We start from the raw sequence: 23,401 nt of genomic DNA on the forward strand, positions 1-23,401 counted from the left end.
GTAAAGATACGGAATTTCAGATTATTTCCTTGATTTCCCTTTCTTTTCAGGGAAAACGAATACCACATTGAACTGGTCGTCAAAAGCCAGTGAAGCATCGAAGGGCTTTCCGGCTTTGCTCTTAAAACCTTTTATCACTCCTGTTTTCTTCGCTGTTACCAGTTCCGTTACCTGCTTATCCGTTAATTGCTTATCGCTTTTGTTTCGGAAGATAACCAGCCCGCAATCAATATTATCACACTTTGCCACTTTCGGATACAGCAGGATCCGACCTGTCCCGCATTTCGGGCAGATTAAATCCTGCTGCGTTGATAAGGTGAGCTGTACCCCTAAAAGTTCGCTGGTTATCTGTGAAGCATGAACTTCTGTGCTTTTATGGAAGGTGTCGGGATTCATTTCCCCGCTTTCAATCTTGGATAGTGCGTTTTCCCACATACCAGTCATTTCCACGTCTGCGATTTTTTTGTCCCGGACTATATCGTAAACCGCCAGTCCCTTTTCGGTCGGTACAAGGGCTTTTTTCTCCCGGATAATATACTGGCGGGTAAAGAGAGTTTCAATAATCGCAGCCCGTGTCGCTGGCGTACCGATACCGGAATCCTTCATACTGGCTTTCAGTTCGGCATCTTCCAGTTCTTTCCCAGCGTTCTCCATAGCCGATAGCAACGAACTTTCCGTATGTAACGGTTTAGGCTTAGTCTGCTTTTCCAGCAACTCAATATCGGAGAGGGGTAAATTCTCATTTTCTTTTAGTGCTGGCAAAACGGTATTTTCTTCGCCTTCTTCTTGGGCGTTGAAAACAGCCCGCCATCCAGCAGACTTTATTACTGTTCCTTTCACTGCAAAAATACTCTCGCCACTGGTGAGAGAAATTGAAGTAACTTCCTTGACACACTTTTCCGAAAAAGCTTCCAGCATCCTTCCGGCAATCAGTTCGTATATAGCCTGTTCGTCCGCCTGTAAACTGCCCGGCTTATTCTCGGTTATAATCAAAGCGTGATGGTCTGTAACTTTTTTATTATCTACTGTTCGGCGGTTCAGGCTGCTACCTTTCATTGACTTTGCATAGCCGGCAAACCGGTCGTAAGTTTCCAGCAGGGAAATACGTTCCAGTATTTCATCGAAAACGTCCTGTGATATATAACGGCTTCCGGTTCGGGGGTATGAAATCAGCTTACCTTCATACAGTTTTTGTGCAATAGACAGCGTTTTATCTGCGGAGAAATTAAGTTTTGTATTGGCTTCCTTCTGCAAGGTGGTAAGGTCATACAAAAGCGGTGGTTCTTGGTTCACTTCCTTACATTCCACCGATTTAACCTGCACCTGACCGCTATCCTTTATTATTTGCAGCTTGTCGATGGCAGGTTGCTGGCTACCGAATTTTTCTTCTGAAAGGGCTGACAACTCGATGCTGTCTTTCCCGGTTTGTAATTTCAGTTGCCAATATTTCTGTGGAACGAAGTTCTTGTTCTCAAGATAACGGGAACATATCATCGCCAGCGTGGGTGTCTGTACCCGTCCCAAAGAATATGTCCCCCTTCCGGCAGCTATACTTAACGCTTGGGAAGCATTAATACCGATAAGCCAATCTGCTTCGCTTCTTGCCTTTGCCGACCGGAAAAGGTTATCGTACATTGTCCCGTTCTTGAGATTCTGCAATCCGTCCCGAATGGCTTTATCCGTCAGGCTGCTTATCCATAAGCGGACGAAAGGTTTCCGGCACTCAAGATATTGGTAGATATACCTAAATATCAGTTCACCTTCCCTTCCGGCATCAGTCGCAACGATAATCTTATCGCACTGGTCGAATACTTCTTTGATAACCTTGAGTTGCTTAACCGTTCCGCTATCAGGCTTATATCCTTTGTCGGTTTTTACCTGACGGGGAATAAGCTGGAACGACTGCGGTAGTATGGGTAAATTTTCCCGCCTGAAGTTTTCGATTCCGTAGGCATCAGGCATGGCAAGTCCTACCAAATGACCGAACGCCCAGGTAACGATGTATCCGTTACCTGAAATGTTCCCATCATTCTTTTGCGTTGCACCCAGTACGGTGGCTATATCCCTTGCCACACTGGGTTTTTCTGCTATTACTGCTATCATTATATAATTGGATTTTTGTGGTTAATAATTATTTCATTTTGCGACCTTGCGACTTTTTAGGTTTGTCTGTTTTTTGCTCTTCTTTCTTTTCTTCCCACTTTTTCTTCTGTTCCCCGGTAGGTGTAGCCTGTCCGGGCTTCAAAGGTTCTTTCGTATGCTTGGTCGCTTCGTTCGTTTTGCCTTCGGAATTGACCGCTACCTGTGTTTTATGTTCGTTGGCAGGGGTTATTTCTTTGGCTTTCTCTTTCGCTTTATCAGGATTGAATTTGTAGAAATCCAGCTTCCCTTTTTCATGGTTTACCTTTACATAGGCGTTATATTCCTGACCTTCTTTATCTTTCAGTCCTTTTACATAAATGGTTTTATCCGCCCGCAAATCAGCTTGCTGTTTGTCGGATAATTCCACTCCTGCAAGGGATTTGGGAATACGCACCCCTTCGGGCTGGTCGTTTCTTTGCTGTTGTCCCTGTTGCTGGGTTTGCTTTTGCTCTTTTTCGGGAAAGATAAATTCAAGGCTGCGTTTTTCCGCATTGACCTGAACAAAGGCAGAAAAGGGCTTGTTCTTGGCGGAAATCATATTTTCAAGAAATACCGCTTTACCTTCCATCAGAGCAGCTTTTTGTTTTTCATCCAGCTTAACGCCTTTTATTTCATCAGGGAGTTTGAGGGACGAAGCCTTCATGGATACCAGTTCGTTGGTCTGTTTGTCGATGCTGATAAAAGAAGGTACAAGTTCACCTGTACGGTAGTTTTTCACATCAACAATCCGACCCATGTTTCCAGTTTCCCGGAGATTCTTTTTGTCTTCATCGGTAAACTGGTGTCCAAAGAACGGACGGTCAAGTTCCGGTTCTTTACGGATACCATGAATAGCCAATACCACATTCCCATCACTGTCCGGACGAAACGAAAGACGGGCATCCGTTTTCATTACCATTGACCCGAAGTTGGCTTCAATCGGAAAGGTAGAAGGTGACTTATATCCCCGCAGCATAGGTTCTAAAGCCTTTGATTTTTCAAGCTGTTCTTTGGTAATACCCAGATTTCTTAGGTCGTCCCAGTTGATTTTGTTAGGGTCGATGAAATACTTATTCGTATCGGGCTTCTGCTCCTGTGCTGTGGATTCTTTCGGATTTTCCATTTTCAGGTCTTTAGGCTCGATACGGATTTTATCAAGCATTTCATCCGCAGCAGGTGTCGGATTCTTGATATTCTCCTGAATGATTTTTACCGTCCGTTCCGTATCTTCGGGTGCTACTTTGAAGAAACTGAAACGGGTCGGGTCTTTTAGCTGGTTGAAAAAGTTCTTCAAGAAATTTTCAAGTGCGTTACCCTGCTTATCCACTTTCAGGAAATCGTTGTTATGCTCCTGTTTCGGCGGAACGGTTTGCAGTTCCCCGTTTTCATCAATACCTTTTACGGCATTAATCGTTTTCTTTTCCTTGTCAAAGACAAGAAGAATGTCCATCATCTGTTCATCAGAGCCGGACTTGTTGTTTGAATTTACATCCATGACTTTAATTTTTAATGGTTAATAAAAAACTTATCGAATTAAAAGTAAGGATGAAATAGTATATATATAGGAACGTGGCGTTAGGTGGCTGCATATGACCTTATTTGTCTTATTCCCAAACACAAAGACGGTTATATCCTTTGTTTTTGTTAAATTTGCACCATTATTCAAAATGTAATTATGGCAACAAGAAGAAAGTGTTTCACGCAGCCAACGTTAGAAGTTATTTCTAAAATATTAGGTGATACAAATGAGGGACTAACGGGTAGTGAAATCCAATACTTATTAATGCAAAGTCAAATAACAGATATAGAACCAGCACTAACAAAATGGAGAAGGTTGTATAGCGCATTTGCGAACTATCAGAATACAAATCAATGTTCAAATTCTATTCTGAATTTTATTGCATTAGCATTAGCACCAGCGAAGTATGTTGATTGCCCCGAAGTATTTACAGAAAAACGAAATCTGATAAATCAACAATTAAGTTTTATAGGATACCAATTTAATGATAATGGTAAGTTTAGTGAAATTACACAGGCAACCACAATTTCCGAAGCCCAAAGAAAGGCTGATGATTTGAAAACGAAGTTGGAACAAAGAAAAGCACATACCGATATTTTCAAATACTGCAAAGCAGAACTATTAGCAAATAATTACTTTCACTCTGTTTTTGAAGCCAACAAAGGACTGTTTCAGAGAATTAGGGATTTATCCTTGCATAATGACGATGGGAATAGACTAATTGAATATGTTTTCAGTAGTACCCCTATATTAATAATAAATAACTATCAGTCAAAATCGGAACAGGACGAACATAAAGGGTTTTGTAATATTCTAAAAGGTTTATGTGGGATGTTTCGTAATCCCGAAGCACACGAACCAAAAATCAGCTGGGAGATTACAGAACAAGATGCGCTTGAAATATTATCAATGATTTCATACTGTCATAGAAGATTAGATAATGCACAAAAAATAAGATAAATTATGAGTAAATTACATGAATTATCGTGGCGTACAAACATCAATACATATACATTTCGTGGTAAACATATAGTTCTTTATGACGACCATCGAACTCTTTTAAACATACTTTTTGAAGCGAAAAAACTTGGTGAATTTGCAGAAACTCCCAATCTTATTTATTTTGACCTTCACGATGATGCTTGTACTCTTTTGCCTAAAAGCCAGTTATTAGAACGGATGGGTGTTAAAGATTTATCGGAAGCAACAAGTAAGCAGTTTTGGTCTTTTGTCGAATTTGATTTAGGAGTATTAGACGATGATTGGCTATTGACCGGAATGGAATTAGATTTAATTAAAAATGCTATCTTAATCGGACAGGAAGAGAATCATCATATTCAAGATATGAATGGTCGATATAAATCAGAAGATGGAGTAGAACATGAGTTATATAGTATCTCACATCTGCAATATAGTCTTAATAATAGGGGTTGTTTAGGTGATAGTATTATAAAGGAGCCGTATTATCAAAATGTTCGTGATATTATGCAATATCATCAAAGTCGGTTTGATGGAGAAGATATTAAGCCCTTTATTTTAGATTTTGATTTAGATTGCTTCACGACTGAATGTCGAGAAAAAACATACGCATGGCCTGAGGATATTTTCAGAAAAGAATATATTGAAAGCCATAATGCGAGATTCTTTATGGAAAGCTTATTAGACAGAGCTTCATTTATCACAATTTGTAGAGAACCTGACTGTTGCGGTGGCATTGGAGAGGCAAATAAGATACTCAATTATTTAGATAGATATTTTTTTGATGGAGCATTGAGTACAGAACCTATATCTTAGTCTATTGTAACAAAACGATTCATATATTCAACGCAGTTCGCCAACTCAATTTCTAATATAGATTTCCAATAATTATGACCAAAAGCAATTCTATCTCGGTTACTTTTTTCAATAATTGAATCTTTTATTTCGTCTAAAGGTAATTTGCCAACAAACGAAATTATTGTGTTTTCTAATGATGTTATTACTTCATTAATGTTAGCACTAAACCGTTCAAGCAAATGGAGTTTGTTATAGTGAGTTTCAATAATTTCAAAAATATCATTATTAATATCACCGTTGTTTTGCAAATAAAACGTTGTTGTTATAACATCTCCAGTAATAGCTAAATTCACGAACAGATATTGTTCGGCAGGTAATGAGTCAAGATACAGATTAAGAAAAACTCTTTTACCACCTTCAATCCAAATATAATTTTTATATCCATTACAAATAGTACAGCTTGGGAAAAGATTTTGGGGATTAACTACAAATTCAGGAAATTCATCCTTAGGTAAGTAATGGTCAAAAGAATTTATTTCACTGATAGTACAATTTGGACAAGTATTAATAATTCTATTAGCAGCAGTAGTAGTAATTTTGACCTTCAAATTCTTAATTACAGAGTTTTTATATGAGTATAGCTTTAATAAATCATTTTTCTCATCATCTGTGTGTCCATAACTATCAATGTTTTCCAAAGTGTTTCGAACAAAATTGTCATTATATGCAGAGAATTGACCTTCAATAGCATCATCCATATTCTCAATACGCTCTTTATATGATGGGTCTTCCTTCGTTGTGTTTTTACTTTTGAGAACTTCTTTATGAAATTCAAAAGCATCGTCAGTATAATGTTGCAAATTTCTCATAATAAAGCGTTATTCTTTTTATTAATCATACTTTTAATAAAAATTCGGGCATTTAAACTCAATGGGATTTCATCAAATTCCAGCAAAGATATTATTTCTTCATAAGGCTTTCCGGAATCGACTAATTCTCTTAAAATCTTCTTATGTTGCTTTGGAATCCCTTTATTTCCAAATATTTCTTCTGTAAGTACACTTAAATTTTCGCCAAATGATTCCAATGGAATACGCCTTATAGACAAAGATGTATCTTCTCTATCCAAAACATAAACATTTTTGGAAAAAAGTTCTCGAACGACAAGAGGTGAATGAGTAGCAATAATACAATATGACTGAAATTCTTCAACTAATTCATATATAGTATTCATTAATTGAGTAATTGCATTTGGATGCAAATGGGTTTCCGGTTCATCGTATAGAAGAAGAGAATCATATCTAATATTTGCCACAATTTCGGTTATGATGTATAGAATTATCGCTTGTCCAGAACTCAACTTATCTTTTACATCATTGAATCTTTTAACATCAACTTTATAGCGGTTGTGTCGAGAGGTTAATTCTTCATCTTCTCGCTCAACTAAAAATAAATTTATCAACTCTTCATCGATGAATGTAAGTAAGATTTTTCGCCACTTATTTATTCTTTCTAAAGTTTCTATTTTTTTTCCATGTATTGTGAAATCTTAGAGCCAATCCTTTTTCTGTGAATTGTTCGTTTTCGTCTTTTCTAACTCCACAATAATAATAATTAAAACTGCTTGTCTTTTTTGGAATTTTGAATCTATCAAAAATACTATATGAAACAGCAATAATTTTACTAAAAAGAGGTGTTTTAGGAGTAAAAAAATCAACTTTTTTTTCAGAAATCATTAGTGGCAAGGATGTTATTAACTGTGTTTTTCCTGTCCCATTTTTTCCAATTAAAGCATATATCCTATTAGAAATAAAATCATTACTGCTAAATTCAAAATTAATATCAACAGAATCTTTTGAAAAAGCAGGCTTAAACTGATATTTAAAACTATAAAGATTTGATAAGTCGTAATCATATATCCTATATCGAGCTTCTCTCAACAATCTTTCGGCTTCGTCAAATCGAATTAAAGATTCTTTAAAATTTCCATTCCGTTCAAATTTATCCTGTATATCAGGATAAAATGCAGCATCTTTTAACGCATACAATACACTGTCAAATCTCTTTTTTAAAGTGTTTCTTAGTTCATTATAGTATTCTTCTTCTTGTCCCAAAGAACAAAAATCATCACTTAACAGTTTGAAGTTATCTGGCAAGTATTCATTCGTTTTTGATTCATTTTGATATATTATTTTCACCCCACCAATACTAACCGGATTGTCATTTTCACTATCATAATAAAATAGATGGTAGGTACTTTTTACACTGAAGTCATCCCAACTATCATAAACTAAAACAAAAGATGGAAATATTTGAGGTTTTGTATGTGAACGAACCCGGTCACTTCTCCCTGATGGATTTTTTTCAACATAAAAAATAATATCGTTTGGTTTTATGTCAGTAGGTATATTTTCTTTAGGAATTACCCCTAATTTATACAATGGGTATCCATCGCTATCATAGTCTTGAAGAATCAATGTATAGCCCTCTTTCTCTAAATAAGGGTTTATCAATAAAACGTACTTGAAAATATCATCTTCTCCATCCCTATATTTCGGTTGCAAAACAGTTTCAATAAATAAAGAAAATTTCTCATCATCATCTAGTAATTTTAAGCGTTCCTGAAAGACATAGTCATAACTATAATCATCATTTCTAATAAGATGCTGAATAAAATCACCTAAAGCATTATTATATCTATTATCTTCTGATTTCATGGAACTTAAATCCCATATATCGCTCAGGAATGGAATTATACCATCATCCCCGTTATCACCAAAAGCATTGGCTTCTTTATTCAGAAGATTGTATAATTCTAACTTTATTTTTTTTGATAGCTTCATTGTAACTCTCTTAATGGAAGTCAATAATTTTGCAAAATTAAGAAGTTCTTAGGAATAAGAAGCAAAAACAGCAACTATATTATTTTTAGAAATATAGCTGCTGTTCTCCACGCAATATCATGGGGATTTATTCTTCCCCCTTCACCAAATGCTGTAAATTCGGGTCATTCTTGATGCGTTCCATTTCATCAATGACAATCTGCTTTACATCCTGCTTTATCCGGTCGTAATTAAGTTGGATTTGTTCTTTCATCAGGTCGTTGCCATCTGCATCCCGAAAGTCGATAATCTCCGGTATCTTTTCATAGCGGGCAGTTTCACGTTTTACCTTCTCGTTATCCACTACAATTTCAGCATGGAAAATTTTTTGCTCTATCCGTTCATCAAAATTGTCACTGACCGCACCCACGAACATCCCCTGTGTAAGATTGGATATTTTACTGGCAGGTATCAGGCTGTCCATCTGTGTACTGATTGAGGTAGATTTATCCTGACGGTTGATTGTCATGGACTGGCGTTTCTGTAATACCTTCCCGAAACGGTCTGACAATGTTTTTGCTGTTTCTCCCACGACCTGCCCGGAAAAGATGTTTCCAACCGTATTTTGAATTACCTTACTTTCCTTATCGCCATAATCCCTTGTTAGCTGGCTGTAATCCTGAAAACCCAAACAGACTGCTACTTTATTGGAACGGGCGGTAGCTATCAGATTATCCAATCCCCGGAAATAAATGGTTGGTAACTCGTCAATGATAACCGAACTTTTAAGCTGTCCCTTCTTATTAATCAGCTTTACAATACGGCTGTTATACAGTCCCAGTGCTGCCGAATAGATATTCTGACGGTCGGGATTGTTGCCGACACAAAGTATTTTCGGTTCGTCCGAATTGTTAATATCCAGCGTAAAATCATCACCCGTCATTACCCAGTAAAGTGCCGGGCTTATCATCCTTGACAATGGTATTTTTGCCGATGCGATTTGCCCCTGTAACTGGTCTTGCGCTTGCGATTCCCACGCATCCATGAAAGGACTTAAATAATTCTCAAGTTCCGGGTAGGAAGTCAAGATAACAAATGTATCTGCATACTTCCGGTTCAGGAACTCTATGGCGTGCGGGAACGTGCAATACTTTCCGTCTTTATATATCTTGAGAAACCAAATAATCGCAGCCAGTAAGATAATCGGGGATTCCACAAAGAAGTCGCCCTGCTTCTGAATCCAGCTTCGGTTCAGGTTCAGCATAATGGTGTATGCCGATTCGTAGGCATCCGATATGTCTGTCATAAAAGCCGGATTGATAGGGTTACATCGGTGGCTTCGGCGTGGGTCGTCAAAATTGATAACATAGAACGTGGGCTTTATCTTATAAGCATCCGAATGGTTCATCAGGTGATTATATGCGATTTCCGATAAGTCAGGAAACTTATAATCATAGCAATAGAGTGCAAAACCCTTCTCTATCTGTTGTTTAATGTAATTATTTACCACTGCGTAGGATTTACCACTACCGGGAGTTCCCAGCACAATAGTAGCCCGGAACGGGTTTACCACGTTTATCCATCCCTTATGTTGTTTCTTCTTATACCAAAAACGTGATGGAAGATTCACTGAATATTCATTCTCCATCAAGCGGGTTTCCTGCATGAAGCTTTCGTTCTCCAAATTGAAAACATCGTCCATCATATTGTTTTTGAGTAGCCGGGACATCCATACCCCAGCGACCAATAAACATAAGTATCCGCCAGCCATTGACAGGATATAAAAGGTAGCGTTTGCCGAAAGTGGTAATGGTAGATACAATAACCACCAGTTCAGGAAAAACAGGATAAAACCGATAGCAAGAAAAACGTAAATCTTTGTCCATGTTACCTTTTCTTCCTTCACTCCTTTTGTTCCCAAACAACTCAAGGCAAGGAATACCACTGCAAATACCTTTGTTATCAGGATATGACTGAACAGTCCTGCGGTTCGCTGGAAGTTTAATAGTATCTTATCGAGTACGCCGATATTGATACCCCAGTTTACTATCGACTGGTAACAAAACCAGTAAATGTTGATTACCACAAATAAAATACTGATTGCCCGCATAAAGTCCATGACTTTGGCAAGTCCTCTTAAATCATCTTCATTCTGCATAATTGATTATTTTTTAGATTATTATTACATCTGCCGTCCGTAACGGCGTTTTTTCTTTTTCTTGGGAGTTGGCGGGGTTTTATCATTCCCTGCCGATGAATCGCTGCCACCGGGCAGGATGCTGAAAAGGCTTCCGATTGTAGATTCCCCGTTTTCGGATTGCCGTTCTGACGGCACGAACGGTTCTGCCGAAGGTGTGAACGGTTCTTTCGGAACAGCCTGTTTTGTGTGTCCCTCGTTTACATGGGATTCTCTAAACAGGTCATTAAATACATTGGCTGAAAATTCCTTTCCTAAACGAGAGCCGTTCAGGACAGCTTTGTTTTCGTGGTCGATAAAGGTTGCACCATATATGCGCCCTTCCGGGTTCTGCCGGAATACGACTTCAATTCCTTTATCTTTCAGGTTCTTTTCAAATTGTTCCTTTGAGCCGGAAGCTTTCAACGCTTCGCTTACCCGACCTTTGATATTGGCTTTCAGTTTACCGTCTTTCCATTTGGTTGCTGCTTGTCCTATCCTGCGTTCCAATGCTTCATAACCGACCGACTTACCCAGCCGGGAAGACTTGATGGGATTACCCAGCTTTTCGCCTTTATCATCGGTTGCGGAATAGACAATACCATTATAAGCCTTGCCCCGGACTTCGCCTTTGACTTCTTCCGCCCGTACATTATATAATGATAACAGGGTATTCAGTTCCCCGATGCTTTGGAACTGGTAAGTATTTACCACACCTTTAACCGTATTGGAAAGCTGGTGCTTTACATCACCCGCAGCATAATCGACCTTTCGGAACTGATAGTGTTCCTGCTGTTGTTTCTTTTCAGCAGGATGCAGACCGTATTTTGCTTCCAGTTCCCGTGTAATGTCCTTGCTCCGGCGGTGTTCAAACTTATCATTCAATTTTTTGCCGTTCTCGTCCACCCGTAGGGATACGATATGCAGGTGGTGGCGGTCGATGTCTTCATGCTTGTAAACCATGTAGGGCTGATTACCATAGCCCAGCTTCTCCATATATTCCTGTGCAATCTCCGATAGCTGTTCATCCGAAAGTTTATCGTCCGGGTGCGGATTCAGGGATATATGAATTATGGGCTTTTCAGTTTTGATGTCTTGGGGCAGGTGCATTTCAAAACTTTCCATGCAACGCTGGATGTTGAAATTACCATCTTCACTTTCAAACATTCGGTTGCTGAAAAGTACCTTGCCTTGTTCTTCATCAACCTTATTCTGATTGTAAGCCAGCGCACCGAAAAGCGAACTTCCCACATTTATTTTTGCAACCATCGCTGTTCAAATTCCTGTGTGAGTTCGATAATTTTCCGGCTTAATACCACCAGTTCTTCGGTTGCTTTTTCCAATTTATAGAGAAAAGAAAGAGCTTTCTTTTCAGTAAAATTGGTATTCAGAGCCTTCACAATCTGATTATAGTTTACGCCGATTGCCCGGAATTGAGCGTAAAAAGTTGTCAGGCGTGTGTAATAATCGACTGCTGCCTTATCAATTTTTATCACTTTGAATGAACCGCCAAAGATTCTTTCTGTGATAAAATGCGCTTTCGTCCGCATACCGGACTGTTCAAAGAGAGCCAAAAAACGGGCATGGTCGGTCGCATTAAAGCTGACCGAATACCGGAAAACTGCCGGGTCTGCCTTTGGCTTTCGTCCTTTGCCACCGGATTGTGGCACATTCGTTTTTTCTTTTCCCATACCATTATTCTTTAAAGGGTTTACGACTTCGGAGTACAACCCATCCCGGCTTGTCCGGGCAAGGGGTTGTAAGCTGCTGAAAGAATTTCAAGCTGCTGAGGACACACCTTGCTATTTGCACGGCGCAAATAAAATCCGTCATAGGACGGATTAGCAGTTAGCCATAAGATAAATGAACTCCGGGAAGCTATTGAACAAATACCTTTTTATCGGTTCAGATAAGATTCCGGTGCAAAGTAACAGGGATTAATTATGCTGTGCCATAGCACATTATAGGACAAGCGAAGCCATCTAAAGCCATCCGAAGCCACTTTCAAAAACGGACGGTTTTTCTCCATTTATTTGCGGTCAGAATCAGCATTGAAATAGATAAGTAAAGCGATAAATGCCGATTGAAATATCGGAATGAATAAAGACTGGTTTACTGATTTCAGGAAAGCAAGAAATACTGAAATCAATATTTCAAGCTATCAATAAAACAATCTGTCAGGAAGTAAATACTTCCATATCTCAAGACTGAAATACAGATTGAATTATTGGCAGGTTGATAGGATTATTTGAATAAAGAAAGATTTAGATATAGAAATGTAGAACTAATTAAACAATGAAGTCATGAAGGAATTTTTTGTAGTTATTAAAAATGAAAACGGGGATTCAATACCCGAAGCTATTATGGTTGCCATGTGTGAAATACCTCACATTGGAGATTACGTGGTTATTGACGATGAAAACAACATCACAAAAAATGACCAAACATCATACCTGAACTTTGTTTGCCTTCTGCACCTGCCAGAAGGTGAAACGTCTGGTTTTCGGTTTAAGGTCGTTGGAAGAAATTTTTCTCGAAAGAACGGGGAATCATCGGTCTGTTTGGATTTACAACACGAACCTGAATTAACAAATTAAAAATCAAAGAAATGAAGAAAGAAACATTATTCGTTGCCTTCTCCACCCAAAAGGGCGGGGTCGGCAAAACCACTTTCACAGTATTGGTAGCAAGCTATCTCTATTACCTGAAAGGCTACAATGTAGCAGTTGTCGATTGCGACTACCCGCAGCACAGTATCAGTGCCATGCGTAAACGGGACGGTGAACAGGTAAACAACGATGCCAATTACAAGGTACTTGCCTTTAACCAGTTCAAAGCATTGGGAAAGAAAGCCTATCCGGTCTTATGCAGCACTCCCGAAGCTGCCATCAGTACAGCCGAAGAGTTCCTGAAAACAGAACCGATAGAAATGGATGTGGTCTTTTTCGACTTGCCGGGAACGGTGAACAGCGAAGGTATTATCAGTTCGCTGGCTTCTATGGACTACATCTTTACACCGATTACCGCCGACCGGGTGGTACTGGAAAGCAGCCTTTCATTCGCCATGACGGTAAACAACCTGCTGGTACAGAATGAAGCTTACCGGATACAAGGCTTGCACCTGTTTTGGAATCAGGTCGATGGCAGGGAGAAAACCGACCTGTATGGAATTTATGAAAATACTATCGGTGAACTGAAATTACCCCTTATGAAAACTTTTATCCCGGATACCAAACGCTACAAAAAGGAACTGTCCGGTGATAAGACTTCTGTCTTCCGTTCCACACTGTTCCCTGCGGATAAGCGAATGATAAAAGGCAGCAACCTTGAAGAATTGGTCGCTGAAATCGGATACATTATAAAACTATACTAATATGGCAAAGCAGGAAAAAGTACAGGTGGATGAAGATTTTATGAAAGAAATCATTTCACAGGGTTTACCCATGAAACAGGAAATCCCACCTAAAACAGTAAGTAAAGAACCGGATACACCGGAAATCCCCGCAGAACCGGAAATAATACAGGAAACTGTGGAAGAACCAGTCCGGCAACCGGAAGCAAAACCCATCAGGGAAACTACCCGCCGGAAGAAAAGTACCCCTGCCGATTACCGGGAAACTTATTTTCAAAAAATGGAACTTCCCGACCGCCAGCCGATATATGTAAGCCGTTCCACCCATGAAAAGCTTATGAAAATAGTAATGGTTATCGGTGAACGCAAAGCGACTGTAAGCAGCTATGTGGAAACAATTATCCTGAATCACTTCGACCAGTATCAGGACGAAATCAACGAACTGTATAAGAAAACTTTTGAAAGCCCGATATGATACTAAAATTAATGATAGCAGGGGTTGTCCTTTATTACCTCGTCCTGCTGTGTCGGTTCAGGAAGAAAACGAACAGCCCCCCTTCCGATAGTTCCAGAAATCATAAGACCGAAAGGGCTGTCGTTGGAAAAACAACCTTCCGGTTAAGACAAGTAACGCCATCTAAAGACACTGAAAGCCAGTTTTCTAAAGGGGTTGATAATGCTTCTATATTTGCCCCGGCTGACACGGAAGATACCCCACAGCCGATGGATGTTGAATTTGAAATGAAGTATGAAGATGAAGTACCGGAAGATGAACTGGAATCGGAAGAAATCGCACTTATCACAGGCGGTGAAGGTCAGTCGGCACGGGGTATCTCCTTTGAAGAAATGGCACAGGCGGTACAGGTCGTCAGGCAGCAGGAAGTCCCGGAAGAAGAGGAACGAAAAGCCCTGCAAACACTGTCAGTTATGCAACAAACCAGCCTGTATAATACAATGATGGAACAGATAAACGGGGGCATGGTACGGGTGGCGGAAATGCTGGGTAAATACGATGCAGTATTTATCGCCCCGCCAAACGAAACCAACCCCGAAGATTTACAGGCGTTCGATATGAGCGACTATATGTAGAACCTTTAAAAACAAATCAGGTATGAAAGAAAAAGATTACGGTTAGCTGGACTTAATCATTCCAAAAGGTCGAAAGACCAACCACAAAAATTCTCAATTATTAATCCCGCCGGAATAGCGGACTATCCACCCGCTTTCCGGCATCATAAAATCAAGTTTATAATGAAAAAGAAAATATTTCTTTCCGCAGCCATCGTCTTGGCTGCTACTTCCGCATTTGCGCAGGGCAACGGCGTAGGTGGTATTACAGAAGCCACCAACATGGTTACCAGTTATTTCGACCCGGCGACAAAATTGGTGTACGCTATTGGTGCTGTCGTTGGTTTGATTGGGGGCGTAAAAGTATATAACAAGTTTAGTTCAGGCGACCCGGATACAAGCAAAACTGCTGCAAGCTGGTTCGGGGCTTGTATCTTCCTGATTGTAGCTGCCACCATTCTTCGTTCATTCTTCCTGTAATCATAGGAGTATGATTAGCTATTCAATTAACAGGGGGATTGGAAAACCTGCGGAGTTCAAAGGGCTTCGCAGCCAATACCTGTTCATTTTTGCAGGCGGGCTACTTGCCGTCTTCGTATTGTTCATCATTCTGTATATGATAGGTATAAACCAGTGGGTCTGCATTGGGTTCGGGGTCGTAGCGGCTTCGGCTCTTGTGTACTTCACTTTTATGCTAAATGACAAATACGGCACACACGGTCTTATGAAAGTAACCGCCCGCAGAAGCCATCCCCGGTATATCATCAACCGCCGGGCTATCCCCCGATTATTCACCTATAAAAGACAGAAGAACGCATGAGGAATATATTAAAAGCAGCCACGTTGGAAAGCAAATTTCCCCTGTTGGCAGCCGAACACGATTGTATCATCAGTAAGGATGCCGATGTTACAGTGGCGTTCCGGGTAGAGCTACCCGAACTATTCACTGTTACCGGGGTTGAATACGAAGCGATACATTCTGCTTGGCATAAGGCAATCAAAGTATTACCCGATTACAGTATTGTACATAAACAGGACTGGTTTATCAAAGAAAACTATACCCCTGAAATCCAAAAGGATGGGTTAAGTTTCCTGTCCCGCAGTTTTGAACGGCATTTCAATGAAAGACCGTTCCTGAATCATACCTGTTACCTGTTCCTGACAAAAACCACAAAGGAAAGAAGCCGTACCCAAAGTAATTTTAATACGCTTTGCCGGGGCTTCATCATTCCAAAGGAAATTCAGGATAAGGAAACAGTAACGAAATTTTTGGAATCGGTCGGGCAGTTTGAACGGATTATGAACGATTCGGGATTTATCACCCTTACCCGCCTGAACTCGGATGAGATTACCGGAACGCCGGAAAAAGCTGGGATTATCGAAAAATACTTTTCCCTGTCGCAAAGCGATACGACTACCTTACTGGATATGCAACTGAATCTCGAAGATATGCGTATCGGCGACAATACCTTGTGTTTACATACGCTTTCGGATGTAGAAGACCTGCCGGGTGCGGTTACTACTGATTCACGTTACGAAAAGCTGTCCACTGACCGTAGCGACTGCCGTTTGTCGTTCGCTTCACCTGTGGGCGTATTGCTTTCCTGTAACCATATCTATAATCAGTATATCTTTATAGACGACCATGCGGAAAACCTGAAACGCTTTGAGAAGCAAGCCCGCAATATGCACTCGCTGTCTAAATACAGCCGTTCCAATCAGGTGAATAAAGAGTGGATAGAAGAGTACCTAAACGAAGCGCACAGTCAGGGTTTGACCTCTGTTCGCTGCCATTGCAACGTAATGGCATGGGCGGATGATAAGGAAGAATTAAAGCATATCAAGAATGACGTGGGAAGCCAGCTTGCCTTGATGGAGTGCAAGCCCCGCCACAATACAACGGATACCCCGACCCTTTACTGGGCGGGTATCCCCGGCAATGAAGCCGATTTTCCGGCGGAAGAATCCTTCTTTACCTTCATTGAACAGGCTTTGTGCTTCTTTACGGAAGAAACGAACTACCAATCATCACCCAGTCCTTTCGGGATTAAGATGGTGGACAGGCTCACCGGAAAACCGCTTCACATTGATATTTCCGATTTGCCCATGAAAAAAGGAATTATTACGAACCGTAATAAATTCATTCTTGGGCCAAGCGGAAGTGGAAAATCCTTCTTCACCAACCACATGGTACGCCAGTATTACGAACAGGGTACACACGTCCTGTTAGTGGATACCGGAAATTCCTATCAGGGATTATGCGAATTAATCCACCGGAAAACTGGCGGGAAAGATGGCGTGTATTTTACATATACCGAAGATAACCCAATTTCATTTAATCCATTCTATACCGAAGATAACATCTTCGATATTGAGAAGCGGGAATCCATTAAAACGCTTATCCTGACCTTGTGGAAACAGGAACATGAAAAGCCCACCGGGGCGGAAAGCGTTGCCTTGTCCAATGCTGTAAGCGACTTTATCAACCTGATAACACAGGATAAATCCATTGTACCCAGCTTCAATTCCTTTTACGAGTTTATTAAAAATGAATACCGGAATAACCTGAACGAACAGAACGTTCGGGAAAAGGATTTCGATATTGATAATTTCCTATTCGTGTTGCAACCTTTTTATAAAGGTGGTGAATACGATTATCTGCTGAACTCGGATAAAGAACTGGACTTGTTGAACAAACGCTTCATCGTTTTTGAGGTGGATGCCATCAAAGATAACCCCGTGCTTTTCCCTGTGGTTACAATCATTTTGATGGAAGTTTTCATCAACAAAATGAGGCGGTTAAAGGGTATTCGTAAGATGTTGCTTTTGGAAGAAGCGTGGAAGGCTATCGCCAAAGACAGCATGGCACATTACCTGAAATATCTGTTCAAAACAGTGCGTAAATACTTCGGCGAAGCGGTGGTAGTAACACAAGAAGTGGACGACATTGTCCATTCTCCCATTGTGAAAGAATCCATCATTACGAACTCCGACTGTAAAATCCTGCTCGACCAGCGCAAATACATGAACAAGTTCGATAGCATACAAGCGATGCTGGGTTTGACCGACAAAGAAAAGGCGCAAATACTTTCCATCAACATGGCGAACCATCCGGGACGGAAATACAAAGAAGTATGGATAGGACTGGGTGGCGTACAATCGGCTGTGTATGCCACAGAAGTAAGTTTAGAAGAATATTACGCATTTACAACGGAAGAAACCGAAAAACTCGAACTGTTCAAACTCGCCGAAAGACTGGATGGCGACCTTGAACTGGCTATTAAACAGCTTGCCGAAAGCAAGCGTAATCCTAATTAAAATCAAATCAATATGAAACAAATAAGATTCATCTTCCCGATGCTTCTGTGTGCTGTCCTGCTGGCTTTGTCTTCCTGTAAGGAAACCAACGCCGACCGACTGAAAGCCATGTGTGGACATTGGGAAAGCGTTACGAACCGACCATCGTTCACGGTCTTTGAAAGTGCGGATGGCTATAAAGTAACCATGCAACGAAGAACCCGCAGGGGCGAAACCCGTGCGGAAACCTACCAAATCATAGAAAAAGACGGATACCTGTTTATCGAAACGGGATTTTCGATACTGATAAGCTATGATAGCGAAACCGACAGGATACTGCTATCCTCCGGCGGTGAGTATGTAAGAAGTAAGAAACAATCAAAAAATTAAAGCAATGAAAACAAAAATAATGATGTTAGCTGTGGCACTCTGCCTGTTTGTAGGTAACGCCAGCGCACAATGGGCGGTAATCGACCCGACAAATTTGGCTCAAGGTATTGTCAATACCACCAAAGAAATTGCACAGACTTCAAAGACTGTCAGTAATACACTGGATACTTTCAAGGAAACTAAAAAATTGTACGACCAAGGCAAGCAATATTATGATGCCTTGAAATCGGTAAACAATTTGGTGAAAGATGCCCGGAAAGTACAAAAAACCGTGCTTCTACTCGGTGAGATTACGGATATATATGTTACCAACTTCCAGCTAATGTTATCGGATAAGAACTTCCGACCGGAAGAACTCAATGCCATTGCGTTCGGATATTCCAAACTGTTGGAAGAAAGTTCGGATGTACTTACGGAACTGAAAAATGTAGTGAATATCAACGGGCTGTCCATGACAGATGCCGAACGTATGGAACGGATAGACAAAGCATATAATTCCGTATTAAATTACCGGAACTTGGTTTCTTATTATACCCGTAAGAATATATCCGTGTCTTACCTGCGGGCAAAGAAAATCAGCGATACCGACCGTGTAATGGCTCTGTATGGAACTGCTAACGATAGATACTGGTAATTATGACATTGTTAGCCGTTGATTGGGGAAACCTGCATGAGATTCTGAAAAATCTTTATGTGGATATGATGCCCTTGTGCAGTAACATGACAGGGGTAGCCAAAGGTGTGGCGGGATTGGGTGCATTATTCTATGTGGCTGCAAAGGTATGGCAAGCCCTATCGAGAGCCGAACCGATAGATGTGTACCCGCTTTTGCGACCTTTCGCCATTGGTCTGTGCATTATGTTCTTTCCGACTATCGTTTTGGGAACGATAAACAGTGTACTATCCCCGGTAGTAAAAGGAACGAATCAAATTCTGGAAGGACAAACCTTCGATATGAATAAGTACCGGGAACTGAAAGATAAAAAGGAATATGAAGCTATGCTTCGGAATCCTGAAACCGCTTACCTCGTTTCCGATGAAGAGTTTGACAAGCAACTGGATGAACTGGGCTGGTCGCCTTCGGATTTGATTACAACGATGGGGATGTATATGGAACGGGCTTCTTACAATATAAAGAAAGCAGTCCGGGACTGGTTCAGGGAACTGCTGGAAATACTCTTTCAGGCTGCTGCCCTTGTCATTGACACGATACGGACGTTCTATTTGATTGTATTAGCCATACTTGGCCCGATTGCTTTTGCAATATCGGTCTATGATGGCTTCCAATCAACCTTAACGCAATGGATAACACGCTATGTAAGCGTGTACCTGTGGCTTCCCGTATCAGATTTATTCAGTTCCATCCTTGCCCGGATTCAGGTCTTAATGCTGGAACGTGATTTACAGTTATTGGACGACCCCAGTTTTATACCCGACAGTTCCAATACGGTTTACATCATTTTTATGATTATCGGAATTGTGGGATACTTCACCATCCCAACAGTATCCAACTGGATTATTCAGGCTGGCGGATTGGGTGGTATGAACCGAAATCTTTCTAAAACAGCAAGTGGTGGCGGAAACCTTGCGGGTGCAGCAGCCGGGGCAGTAGGTGGAAACATCGCCGGAAAATTAATTAAAAAATAAACAGTAAAAATATGGAGTTTAAAAGTTTAAAAAATATAGAAACCAGTTTCAAGCAAATACGCCTGTTCGGGATTGTATTTGTATGCCTGTGTGCCGGGATTGTAGGTTATGCCCTTTGGAACTCGTACAGTTTTGCAGAAAAACAGCGTGAAAAGATTTACGTTCTCGATGGGGGGAAATCCCTTATGCTGGCACTTTCGCAGGACTTATCACAGAACCGTCCCGTAGAAGCAAAGGAACACGTTCGGCGTTTCCACGAACTCTTTTTCACCCTTTCACCGGATAAGAACGCCATTGAATCAAACATACAGCGTTCATTGTACCTAACGGATAAAAGTGCTTTCAACTATTATAAGGACTTATCCGAAAAGGGGTATTATAACCGTATCATTTCCGGGAATATCAACCAGTCGGTACAGGTGGACAGTGTAATATGCAACTTCGACCACTATCCCTATCAAGTGGCGACCTATGCCCGGCAAATGATTATCAGGGAAAGTAGTGTTACCGAAAGAAGCCTTATCACCCGATGCCGGTTGCTGAACTCCGTAAGGAGTGATAACAACCCGCATGGCTTTACCATTGAAGCTTTTGAGATTACGGAAAATAAAGATTTACAGGTATTAAAACGGTAAGGCTATGGTAAAGAAATCATTAACAAACCTGCGGGACTGGGTAGATGATAAGCTGCGTTACGCTTGCGGAAGCCTGTCGAAAGATGCCCGGATAATCATTATCATAACCTTTATTCTCGGCGGTAGTATCCTATCTATTTACTGGACGGTTTCTTCCATATATAATATAGGAAAGAAAAGTGCGGAAAAAGAATTTTTGGAGATAAGGCATATTGAACGCTTGGAACTGGAACGGAAAGACAGTATAAACCATTATCAATTACAAAAATATGGAACAGAATCAGAATTTGAATCAGGAAACGAGTAACAACAAAGAAGGGAAAGAGAAAAAGCAACTTTCCCCGCAGGAATTACAGAAACGGAAGAAACTTATCATCTTCCCGTTGATGTTCCTTGCTTTTGCCGGATGTATGTGGCTGATATTTGCCCCGTCCTCAAAAGACGAAGTAAAGCCGGACGAAATCGGCGGTTTTAATGCCGATATACCCTTACCCAAAGAAGACGGGATATATGGCGATAAAAAGACGGCTTACGAACAGGAATCCATGAAGTCGAAACAGGAAGACCGGATGCGTTCTTTGCAGGACTTCGGCTTTACATTGGGTGAAGAAAATAAGGTTACGGATAACTTGAGCCTGACCGCCGACCTGCCGGAAGAACAACCATCAAGTAACAGCCGGAGTTATTACGGCGGTTCTTCCCGCAATGGTTCTTATGTCCAATCTTCGGCTTATGCCTATCAGGATATAAACCGACAGTTGGGAAGTTTTTACGAAACGCCCAAAGAAGACCCGGAAAAAGAAGAACTGGCACGGAAGATTGAAGAACTGGAATCCCGGCTGTATGAACGGGAAAATACCCAAAGTACGGCGGATGAACAACTGGCACTACTTGAAAAATCCTATGAACTGGCAGCCAAATACATGAACGGCGGGCAGGAACAGGCAGTAAAGCAGGTAACGCCAACTGCATCCATACAGGGAAAGGTTCAGGCGTTGCCTGTGCAAGCCGTAACAGAACAAACCGTTTCGGGACTTCAAGTACCTATGAGTGATGCGGAGTTTATTGCAGCATACAGCCAGCCCCGGAATTATGGATTTAATACGGCGGTCGGAACTGGGTCGTTAATGGGAAAGAATACGATTCTTGCCTGTATCCATGAAGACCAGTCGGTGATGGACGGGCAGAATGTCCGCCTTCGCCTGTTAGAGCCGTTACAGGCGGGTCATATCAGGATGCCGAAAAACAGCTTGTTATCAGGAACGGCACGGGTTCAGGGTGAGCGCATGGATATTAATATCTCTTCATTGGAATATGAAGGTAATATCATTCCGGTTGAATTGGTAGTCTATGATTCGGACGGGCAGAAAGGTTTATCCGTTCCGTCCTCGCTGGAAATGCAAGCCCTGAACGAAGGTATGGCAAATATCGGTGCTGGGCTTGGCTCAAGCTTTACCGTCAATCAAAATGCGGGGGCTGCCATCGTTTCGGATTTGACAAGGGGTGTTCTGCAAGGCGGGTCGCAATACCTGTCAAAGAAGTTCAGGACAGTAAAAGTGAACCTGAAAGCCGATTACAAAGTAATGCTATTCACAAAACAGTAATAACAACCACAAAAATTTCTCAATTATTAATCCGCCGGGAAGCGGGCTATCCACCCGCCAATGGCAACTAAAAATCAATTTGTAATGAAAAAGTTATTTATCATGTTCGCACTGGTTATCGGTGCAGTAACGGTCAAAGCGCAAAGCAACGATTTGTTTCTGGGTATTACCCAAAAATTTCCTTACGGGCAGATGGTTACGCCTTACGGTGTTCAGGTAACGTTTGCCAAAACGGTACACATTATTTTCCCTTCCACAGTCAAATACGTGGATTTGGGTTCAACCCATCTTATCGCAGGAAAAGCGGATGGGGCAGAAAATGTTATCCGTGTCAAAGCTTCTACCGAAGGATTTCCGGGAGAAACTAACTTTTCGGTTATCTGTGAGGACGGCAGTTTTTATTCCTTCAACGCCAAATACGCCAATGAACCGGAAATGCTGAACATCGAAATGAAAGATTTCCTTGAGAATGAAAGCATAACCGATTATTCCCATACCCGGATGAACATTTACTTCCGTGAACTGGGGAACGAATCGCCGTTGCTGGTGAAACTGATAATGCAGTCCATCTATAAAAACAATGACCGGGAGATACGCCACTTGGGATGCAAGCGTTTTGGAATACAGTTCTTAATCAAAGGTATTTATGTGCATAATGGGATGTTTTATTTCCATACACAGGCGAAGAACTCTTCCAATGTTCCGTTTGACACGGACTTTATCAAATTTAAGGTTGTTGATAAGAAGGTGGCAAAGCGTACCGCCATTCAGGAATCAGTTTTGTATCCTGTCCGCAGTTTTAACGAAGTGATTACCATAGGCGGGAAGTCCACAGTCCGCACAGTCTATACCTTACCGAAGTTCACGATTCCGGATGATAAAATACTGGTGGTAGAGCTGGTCGAAAAGAACGGTGGCCGTCACCAAAATATCCGTATCGAAAGTTCAGATATTGTGAACGCCAGAGTAATTAACGAACTTAAAATCAAGTAAA

Annotated in this window: 24 protein-coding genes; 16 read left to right on the forward strand and 8 right to left on the reverse strand. The window is 41.0% G+C overall.

Annotation, left to right across the window (positions count from 1 at the left end; genetic code table 11):
• Positions 1-21 precede the first annotated feature (21 nt).
• Positions 22-2,103 carry a type IA DNA topoisomerase gene (locus tag M2135_RS07850; RefSeq protein ID WP_163355173.1) on the reverse strand — a complete coding sequence of 694 codons (2,082 nt, stop codon included), beginning with the start codon at positions 2,101-2,103 and terminating at the stop codon, positions 22-24.
• A gap of 28 nt (positions 2,104-2,131) precedes the next feature.
• The gene (locus M2135_RS07855) at positions 2,132-3,616 is read right to left on the reverse strand and encodes a DUF3945 domain-containing protein (RefSeq protein ID WP_163219869.1); all 1,485 of its coding nucleotides are present in this window, start codon (positions 3,614-3,616) and stop codon (positions 2,132-2,134) included.
• 180 nt (positions 3,617-3,796) lie between these two features.
• On the opposite strand from M2135_RS07855, the gene M2135_RS07860 reads away from it, so the two are divergent.
• The gene (locus tag M2135_RS07860; RefSeq protein ID WP_163219871.1) at positions 3,797-4,600 is read left to right on the forward strand and encodes a TIGR02391 family protein; all 804 of its coding nucleotides are present in this window, start codon (positions 3,797-3,799) and stop codon (positions 4,598-4,600) included.
• Between the two features lie 3 nt (positions 4,601-4,603).
• On the forward strand, positions 4,604-5,434 hold the full coding sequence (locus tag M2135_RS07865) for a hypothetical protein (RefSeq protein WP_163219873.1): 831 nt from the start codon (positions 4,604-4,606) through the stop codon (positions 5,432-5,434).
• Here the strand turns inward: M2135_RS07865 and M2135_RS07870 are convergent.
• The 6 genes from M2135_RS07870 to mobA form a co-directional block, all read right to left on the reverse strand.
• Positions 5,431-6,285, reverse strand: a complete 855-nt coding sequence (locus tag M2135_RS07870; RefSeq protein ID WP_280747960.1) for a hypothetical protein — start codon at positions 6,283-6,285, stop codon at positions 5,431-5,433. The two genes, M2135_RS07865 and M2135_RS07870, sit on opposite strands and share 4 nt — an antisense overlap.
• Positions 6,282-6,878: an AAA family ATPase gene (locus M2135_RS07875; RefSeq protein ID WP_280747961.1), complete on the reverse strand. Its 597-nt coding sequence runs from the start codon at positions 6,876-6,878 to the stop codon at positions 6,282-6,284. Before M2135_RS07875 ends, M2135_RS07870 begins: the two co-directional genes overlap by 4 nt.
• 37 nt (positions 6,879-6,915) lie before the next feature.
• Complete coding sequence (locus tag M2135_RS07880) at positions 6,916-8,259, reverse strand: hypothetical protein (RefSeq protein ID WP_280747962.1); 1,344 nt, start codon at positions 8,257-8,259, stop codon at positions 6,916-6,918.
• 127 nt (positions 8,260-8,386) lie between these two features.
• Positions 8,387-10,396, reverse strand: coding sequence for a conjugal transfer protein MobC (gene mobC / locus M2135_RS07885; protein WP_163218607.1), 2,010 nt, complete (start codon positions 10,394-10,396; stop codon positions 8,387-8,389).
• 24 nt (positions 10,397-10,420) lie between these two features.
• Positions 10,421-11,683: a conjugal transfer protein MobB gene (mobB, locus tag M2135_RS07890; protein WP_280747963.1), complete on the reverse strand. Its 1,263-nt coding sequence runs from the start codon at positions 11,681-11,683 to the stop codon at positions 10,421-10,423.
• Entirely contained in the window at positions 11,668-12,105 is a 438-nt protein-coding gene (mobA, locus tag M2135_RS07895; protein ID WP_034542528.1) for a conjugal transfer protein MobA, read from the reverse strand. The genes mobB and mobA overlap by 16 nt, the downstream gene beginning before the upstream one ends.
• 612 nt (positions 12,106-12,717) lie before the next feature.
• Here mobA and M2135_RS07900 point away from each other — a divergent pair.
• The 14 genes from M2135_RS07900 (at position 12,718) to traN (ending at position 23,400) form a co-directional block, all read left to right on the forward strand.
• Positions 12,718-13,011, forward strand: a complete 294-nt coding sequence (locus M2135_RS07900; RefSeq protein WP_163355163.1) for a hypothetical protein — start codon at positions 12,718-12,720, stop codon at positions 13,009-13,011.
• An 11-nt stretch (positions 13,012-13,022) separates the two neighbouring features.
• On the forward strand, positions 13,023-13,787 hold the full coding sequence (locus tag M2135_RS07905) for a ParA family protein (RefSeq protein ID WP_163355162.1): 765 nt from the start codon (positions 13,023-13,025) through the stop codon (positions 13,785-13,787).
• Position 13,788: 1 nt separating this feature from the next.
• Positions 13,789-14,241, forward strand: a complete 453-nt coding sequence (locus tag M2135_RS07910) for a DUF3408 domain-containing protein (protein ID WP_163355161.1) — start codon at positions 13,789-13,791, stop codon at positions 14,239-14,241.
• Positions 14,238-14,855: a hypothetical protein gene (locus M2135_RS07915; RefSeq protein WP_203558340.1), complete on the forward strand. Its 618-nt coding sequence runs from the start codon at positions 14,238-14,240 to the stop codon at positions 14,853-14,855. The genes M2135_RS07910 and M2135_RS07915 overlap by 4 nt, the downstream gene beginning before the upstream one ends.
• 162 nt (positions 14,856-15,017) lie before the next feature.
• Positions 15,018-15,314: a DUF4134 domain-containing protein gene (locus M2135_RS07920; RefSeq protein ID WP_025003727.1), complete on the forward strand. Its 297-nt coding sequence runs from the start codon at positions 15,018-15,020 to the stop codon at positions 15,312-15,314.
• Between the two features lie 10 nt (positions 15,315-15,324).
• The gene (locus M2135_RS07925) at positions 15,325-15,654 is read left to right on the forward strand and encodes a DUF4133 domain-containing protein (RefSeq protein WP_034542533.1); all 330 of its coding nucleotides are present in this window, start codon (positions 15,325-15,327) and stop codon (positions 15,652-15,654) included.
• Positions 15,651-18,152: a TraG family conjugative transposon ATPase gene (locus M2135_RS07930; protein WP_163355160.1), complete on the forward strand. Its 2,502-nt coding sequence runs from the start codon at positions 15,651-15,653 to the stop codon at positions 18,150-18,152. Before M2135_RS07925 ends, M2135_RS07930 begins: the two co-directional genes overlap by 4 nt.
• Positions 18,153-18,164: 12 nt before the next feature.
• On the forward strand, positions 18,165-18,521 hold the full coding sequence (locus M2135_RS07935; RefSeq protein ID WP_163355159.1) for a DUF3876 domain-containing protein: 357 nt from the start codon (positions 18,165-18,167) through the stop codon (positions 18,519-18,521).
• A 4-nt stretch (positions 18,522-18,525) separates the two neighbouring features.
• Positions 18,526-19,155: a DUF4141 domain-containing protein gene (locus tag M2135_RS07940; RefSeq protein ID WP_163355158.1), complete on the forward strand. Its 630-nt coding sequence runs from the start codon at positions 18,526-18,528 to the stop codon at positions 19,153-19,155.
• Positions 19,156-19,157: 2 nt separating this feature from the next.
• The gene (gene traJ, locus M2135_RS07945; protein WP_036844670.1) at positions 19,158-20,168 is read left to right on the forward strand and encodes a conjugative transposon protein TraJ; all 1,011 of its coding nucleotides are present in this window, start codon (positions 19,158-19,160) and stop codon (positions 20,166-20,168) included.
• 11 nt (positions 20,169-20,179) lie between these two features.
• The gene (traK, locus tag M2135_RS07950) at positions 20,180-20,803 is read left to right on the forward strand and encodes a conjugative transposon protein TraK (RefSeq protein ID WP_163355157.1); all 624 of its coding nucleotides are present in this window, start codon (positions 20,180-20,182) and stop codon (positions 20,801-20,803) included.
• A 4-nt stretch (positions 20,804-20,807) separates the two neighbouring features.
• Positions 20,808-21,110: a TraL conjugative transposon family protein gene (locus M2135_RS07955; protein WP_163355156.1), complete on the forward strand. Its 303-nt coding sequence runs from the start codon at positions 20,808-20,810 to the stop codon at positions 21,108-21,110.
• A complete protein-coding gene (traM, locus tag M2135_RS07960) occupies positions 21,073-22,407 on the forward strand; it encodes a conjugative transposon protein TraM (protein WP_163355155.1) in 1,335 nt (444 codons plus the stop codon). Before M2135_RS07955 ends, traM begins: the two co-directional genes overlap by 38 nt.
• An 84-nt stretch (positions 22,408-22,491) precedes the next feature.
• Positions 22,492-23,400 carry a conjugative transposon protein TraN gene (traN, locus tag M2135_RS07965; RefSeq protein ID WP_280747964.1) on the forward strand — a complete coding sequence of 303 codons (909 nt, stop codon included), beginning with the start codon at positions 22,492-22,494 and terminating at the stop codon, positions 23,398-23,400.
• Position 23,401: the final 1 nt, after the last annotated feature.

The organism is Parabacteroides sp. PF5-9 (assembly GCF_029893105.1).
Lineage (GTDB): Bacteria > Bacteroidota > Bacteroidia > Bacteroidales > Tannerellaceae > JARXWG01.

Excerpts from the sequence above, each read along its gene's own strand:
- mobC (WP_163218607.1), bottom strand. The coding sequence starts at position 10,396 with ATGCAGAATGAAGATGATTTAAGAGGACTTGCCAAAGTCATGGACTTT.
- traM (WP_163355155.1), top strand. The coding sequence starts at position 21,073 with ATGGAACAGAATCAGAATTTGAATCAGGAAACGAGTAACAACAAAGAA.
- mobB (WP_280747963.1), bottom strand. The coding sequence starts at position 11,683 with ATGGTTGCAAAAATAAATGTGGGAAGTTCGCTTTTCGGTGCGCTGGCT.
- M2135_RS07850 (WP_163355173.1), bottom strand. The coding sequence starts at position 2,103 with ATGATAGCAGTAATAGCAGAAAAACCCAGTGTGGCAAGGGATATAGCC.
- M2135_RS07860 (WP_163219871.1), top strand. The coding sequence starts at position 3,797 with ATGGCAACAAGAAGAAAGTGTTTCACGCAGCCAACGTTAGAAGTTATT.
- traJ (WP_036844670.1), top strand. The coding sequence starts at position 19,158 with ATGACATTGTTAGCCGTTGATTGGGGAAACCTGCATGAGATTCTGAAA.
- M2135_RS07880 (WP_280747962.1), bottom strand. The coding sequence starts at position 8,259 with ATGAAGCTATCAAAAAAAATAAAGTTAGAATTATACAATCTTCTGAAT.
- M2135_RS07930 (WP_163355160.1), top strand. The coding sequence starts at position 15,651 with ATGAGGAATATATTAAAAGCAGCCACGTTGGAAAGCAAATTTCCCCTG.
- M2135_RS07935 (WP_163355159.1), top strand. The coding sequence starts at position 18,165 with ATGAAACAAATAAGATTCATCTTCCCGATGCTTCTGTGTGCTGTCCTG.
- M2135_RS07865 (WP_163219873.1), top strand. The coding sequence starts at position 4,604 with ATGAGTAAATTACATGAATTATCGTGGCGTACAAACATCAATACATAT.
- M2135_RS07905 (WP_163355162.1), top strand. The coding sequence starts at position 13,023 with ATGAAGAAAGAAACATTATTCGTTGCCTTCTCCACCCAAAAGGGCGGG.
- traK (WP_163355157.1), top strand. The coding sequence starts at position 20,180 with ATGGAGTTTAAAAGTTTAAAAAATATAGAAACCAGTTTCAAGCAAATA.
- M2135_RS07925 (WP_034542533.1), top strand. The coding sequence starts at position 15,325 with ATGATTAGCTATTCAATTAACAGGGGGATTGGAAAACCTGCGGAGTTC.
- M2135_RS07900 (WP_163355163.1), top strand. The coding sequence starts at position 12,718 with ATGAAGGAATTTTTTGTAGTTATTAAAAATGAAAACGGGGATTCAATA.
- traN (WP_280747964.1), top strand. The coding sequence starts at position 22,492 with ATGAAAAAGTTATTTATCATGTTCGCACTGGTTATCGGTGCAGTAACG.
- M2135_RS07940 (WP_163355158.1), top strand. The coding sequence starts at position 18,526 with ATGAAAACAAAAATAATGATGTTAGCTGTGGCACTCTGCCTGTTTGTA.
- M2135_RS07910 (WP_163355161.1), top strand. The coding sequence starts at position 13,789 with ATGGCAAAGCAGGAAAAAGTACAGGTGGATGAAGATTTTATGAAAGAA.
- M2135_RS07920 (WP_025003727.1), top strand. The coding sequence starts at position 15,018 with ATGAAAAAGAAAATATTTCTTTCCGCAGCCATCGTCTTGGCTGCTACT.
- M2135_RS07870 (WP_280747960.1), bottom strand. The coding sequence starts at position 6,285 with ATGAGAAATTTGCAACATTATACTGACGATGCTTTTGAATTTCATAAA.
- mobA (WP_034542528.1), bottom strand. The coding sequence starts at position 12,105 with ATGGGAAAAGAAAAAACGAATGTGCCACAATCCGGTGGCAAAGGACGA.
- M2135_RS07915 (WP_203558340.1), top strand. The coding sequence starts at position 14,238 with ATGATACTAAAATTAATGATAGCAGGGGTTGTCCTTTATTACCTCGTC.
- M2135_RS07855 (WP_163219869.1), bottom strand. The coding sequence starts at position 3,616 with ATGGATGTAAATTCAAACAACAAGTCCGGCTCTGATGAACAGATGATG.
- M2135_RS07955 (WP_163355156.1), top strand. The coding sequence starts at position 20,808 with ATGGTAAAGAAATCATTAACAAACCTGCGGGACTGGGTAGATGATAAG.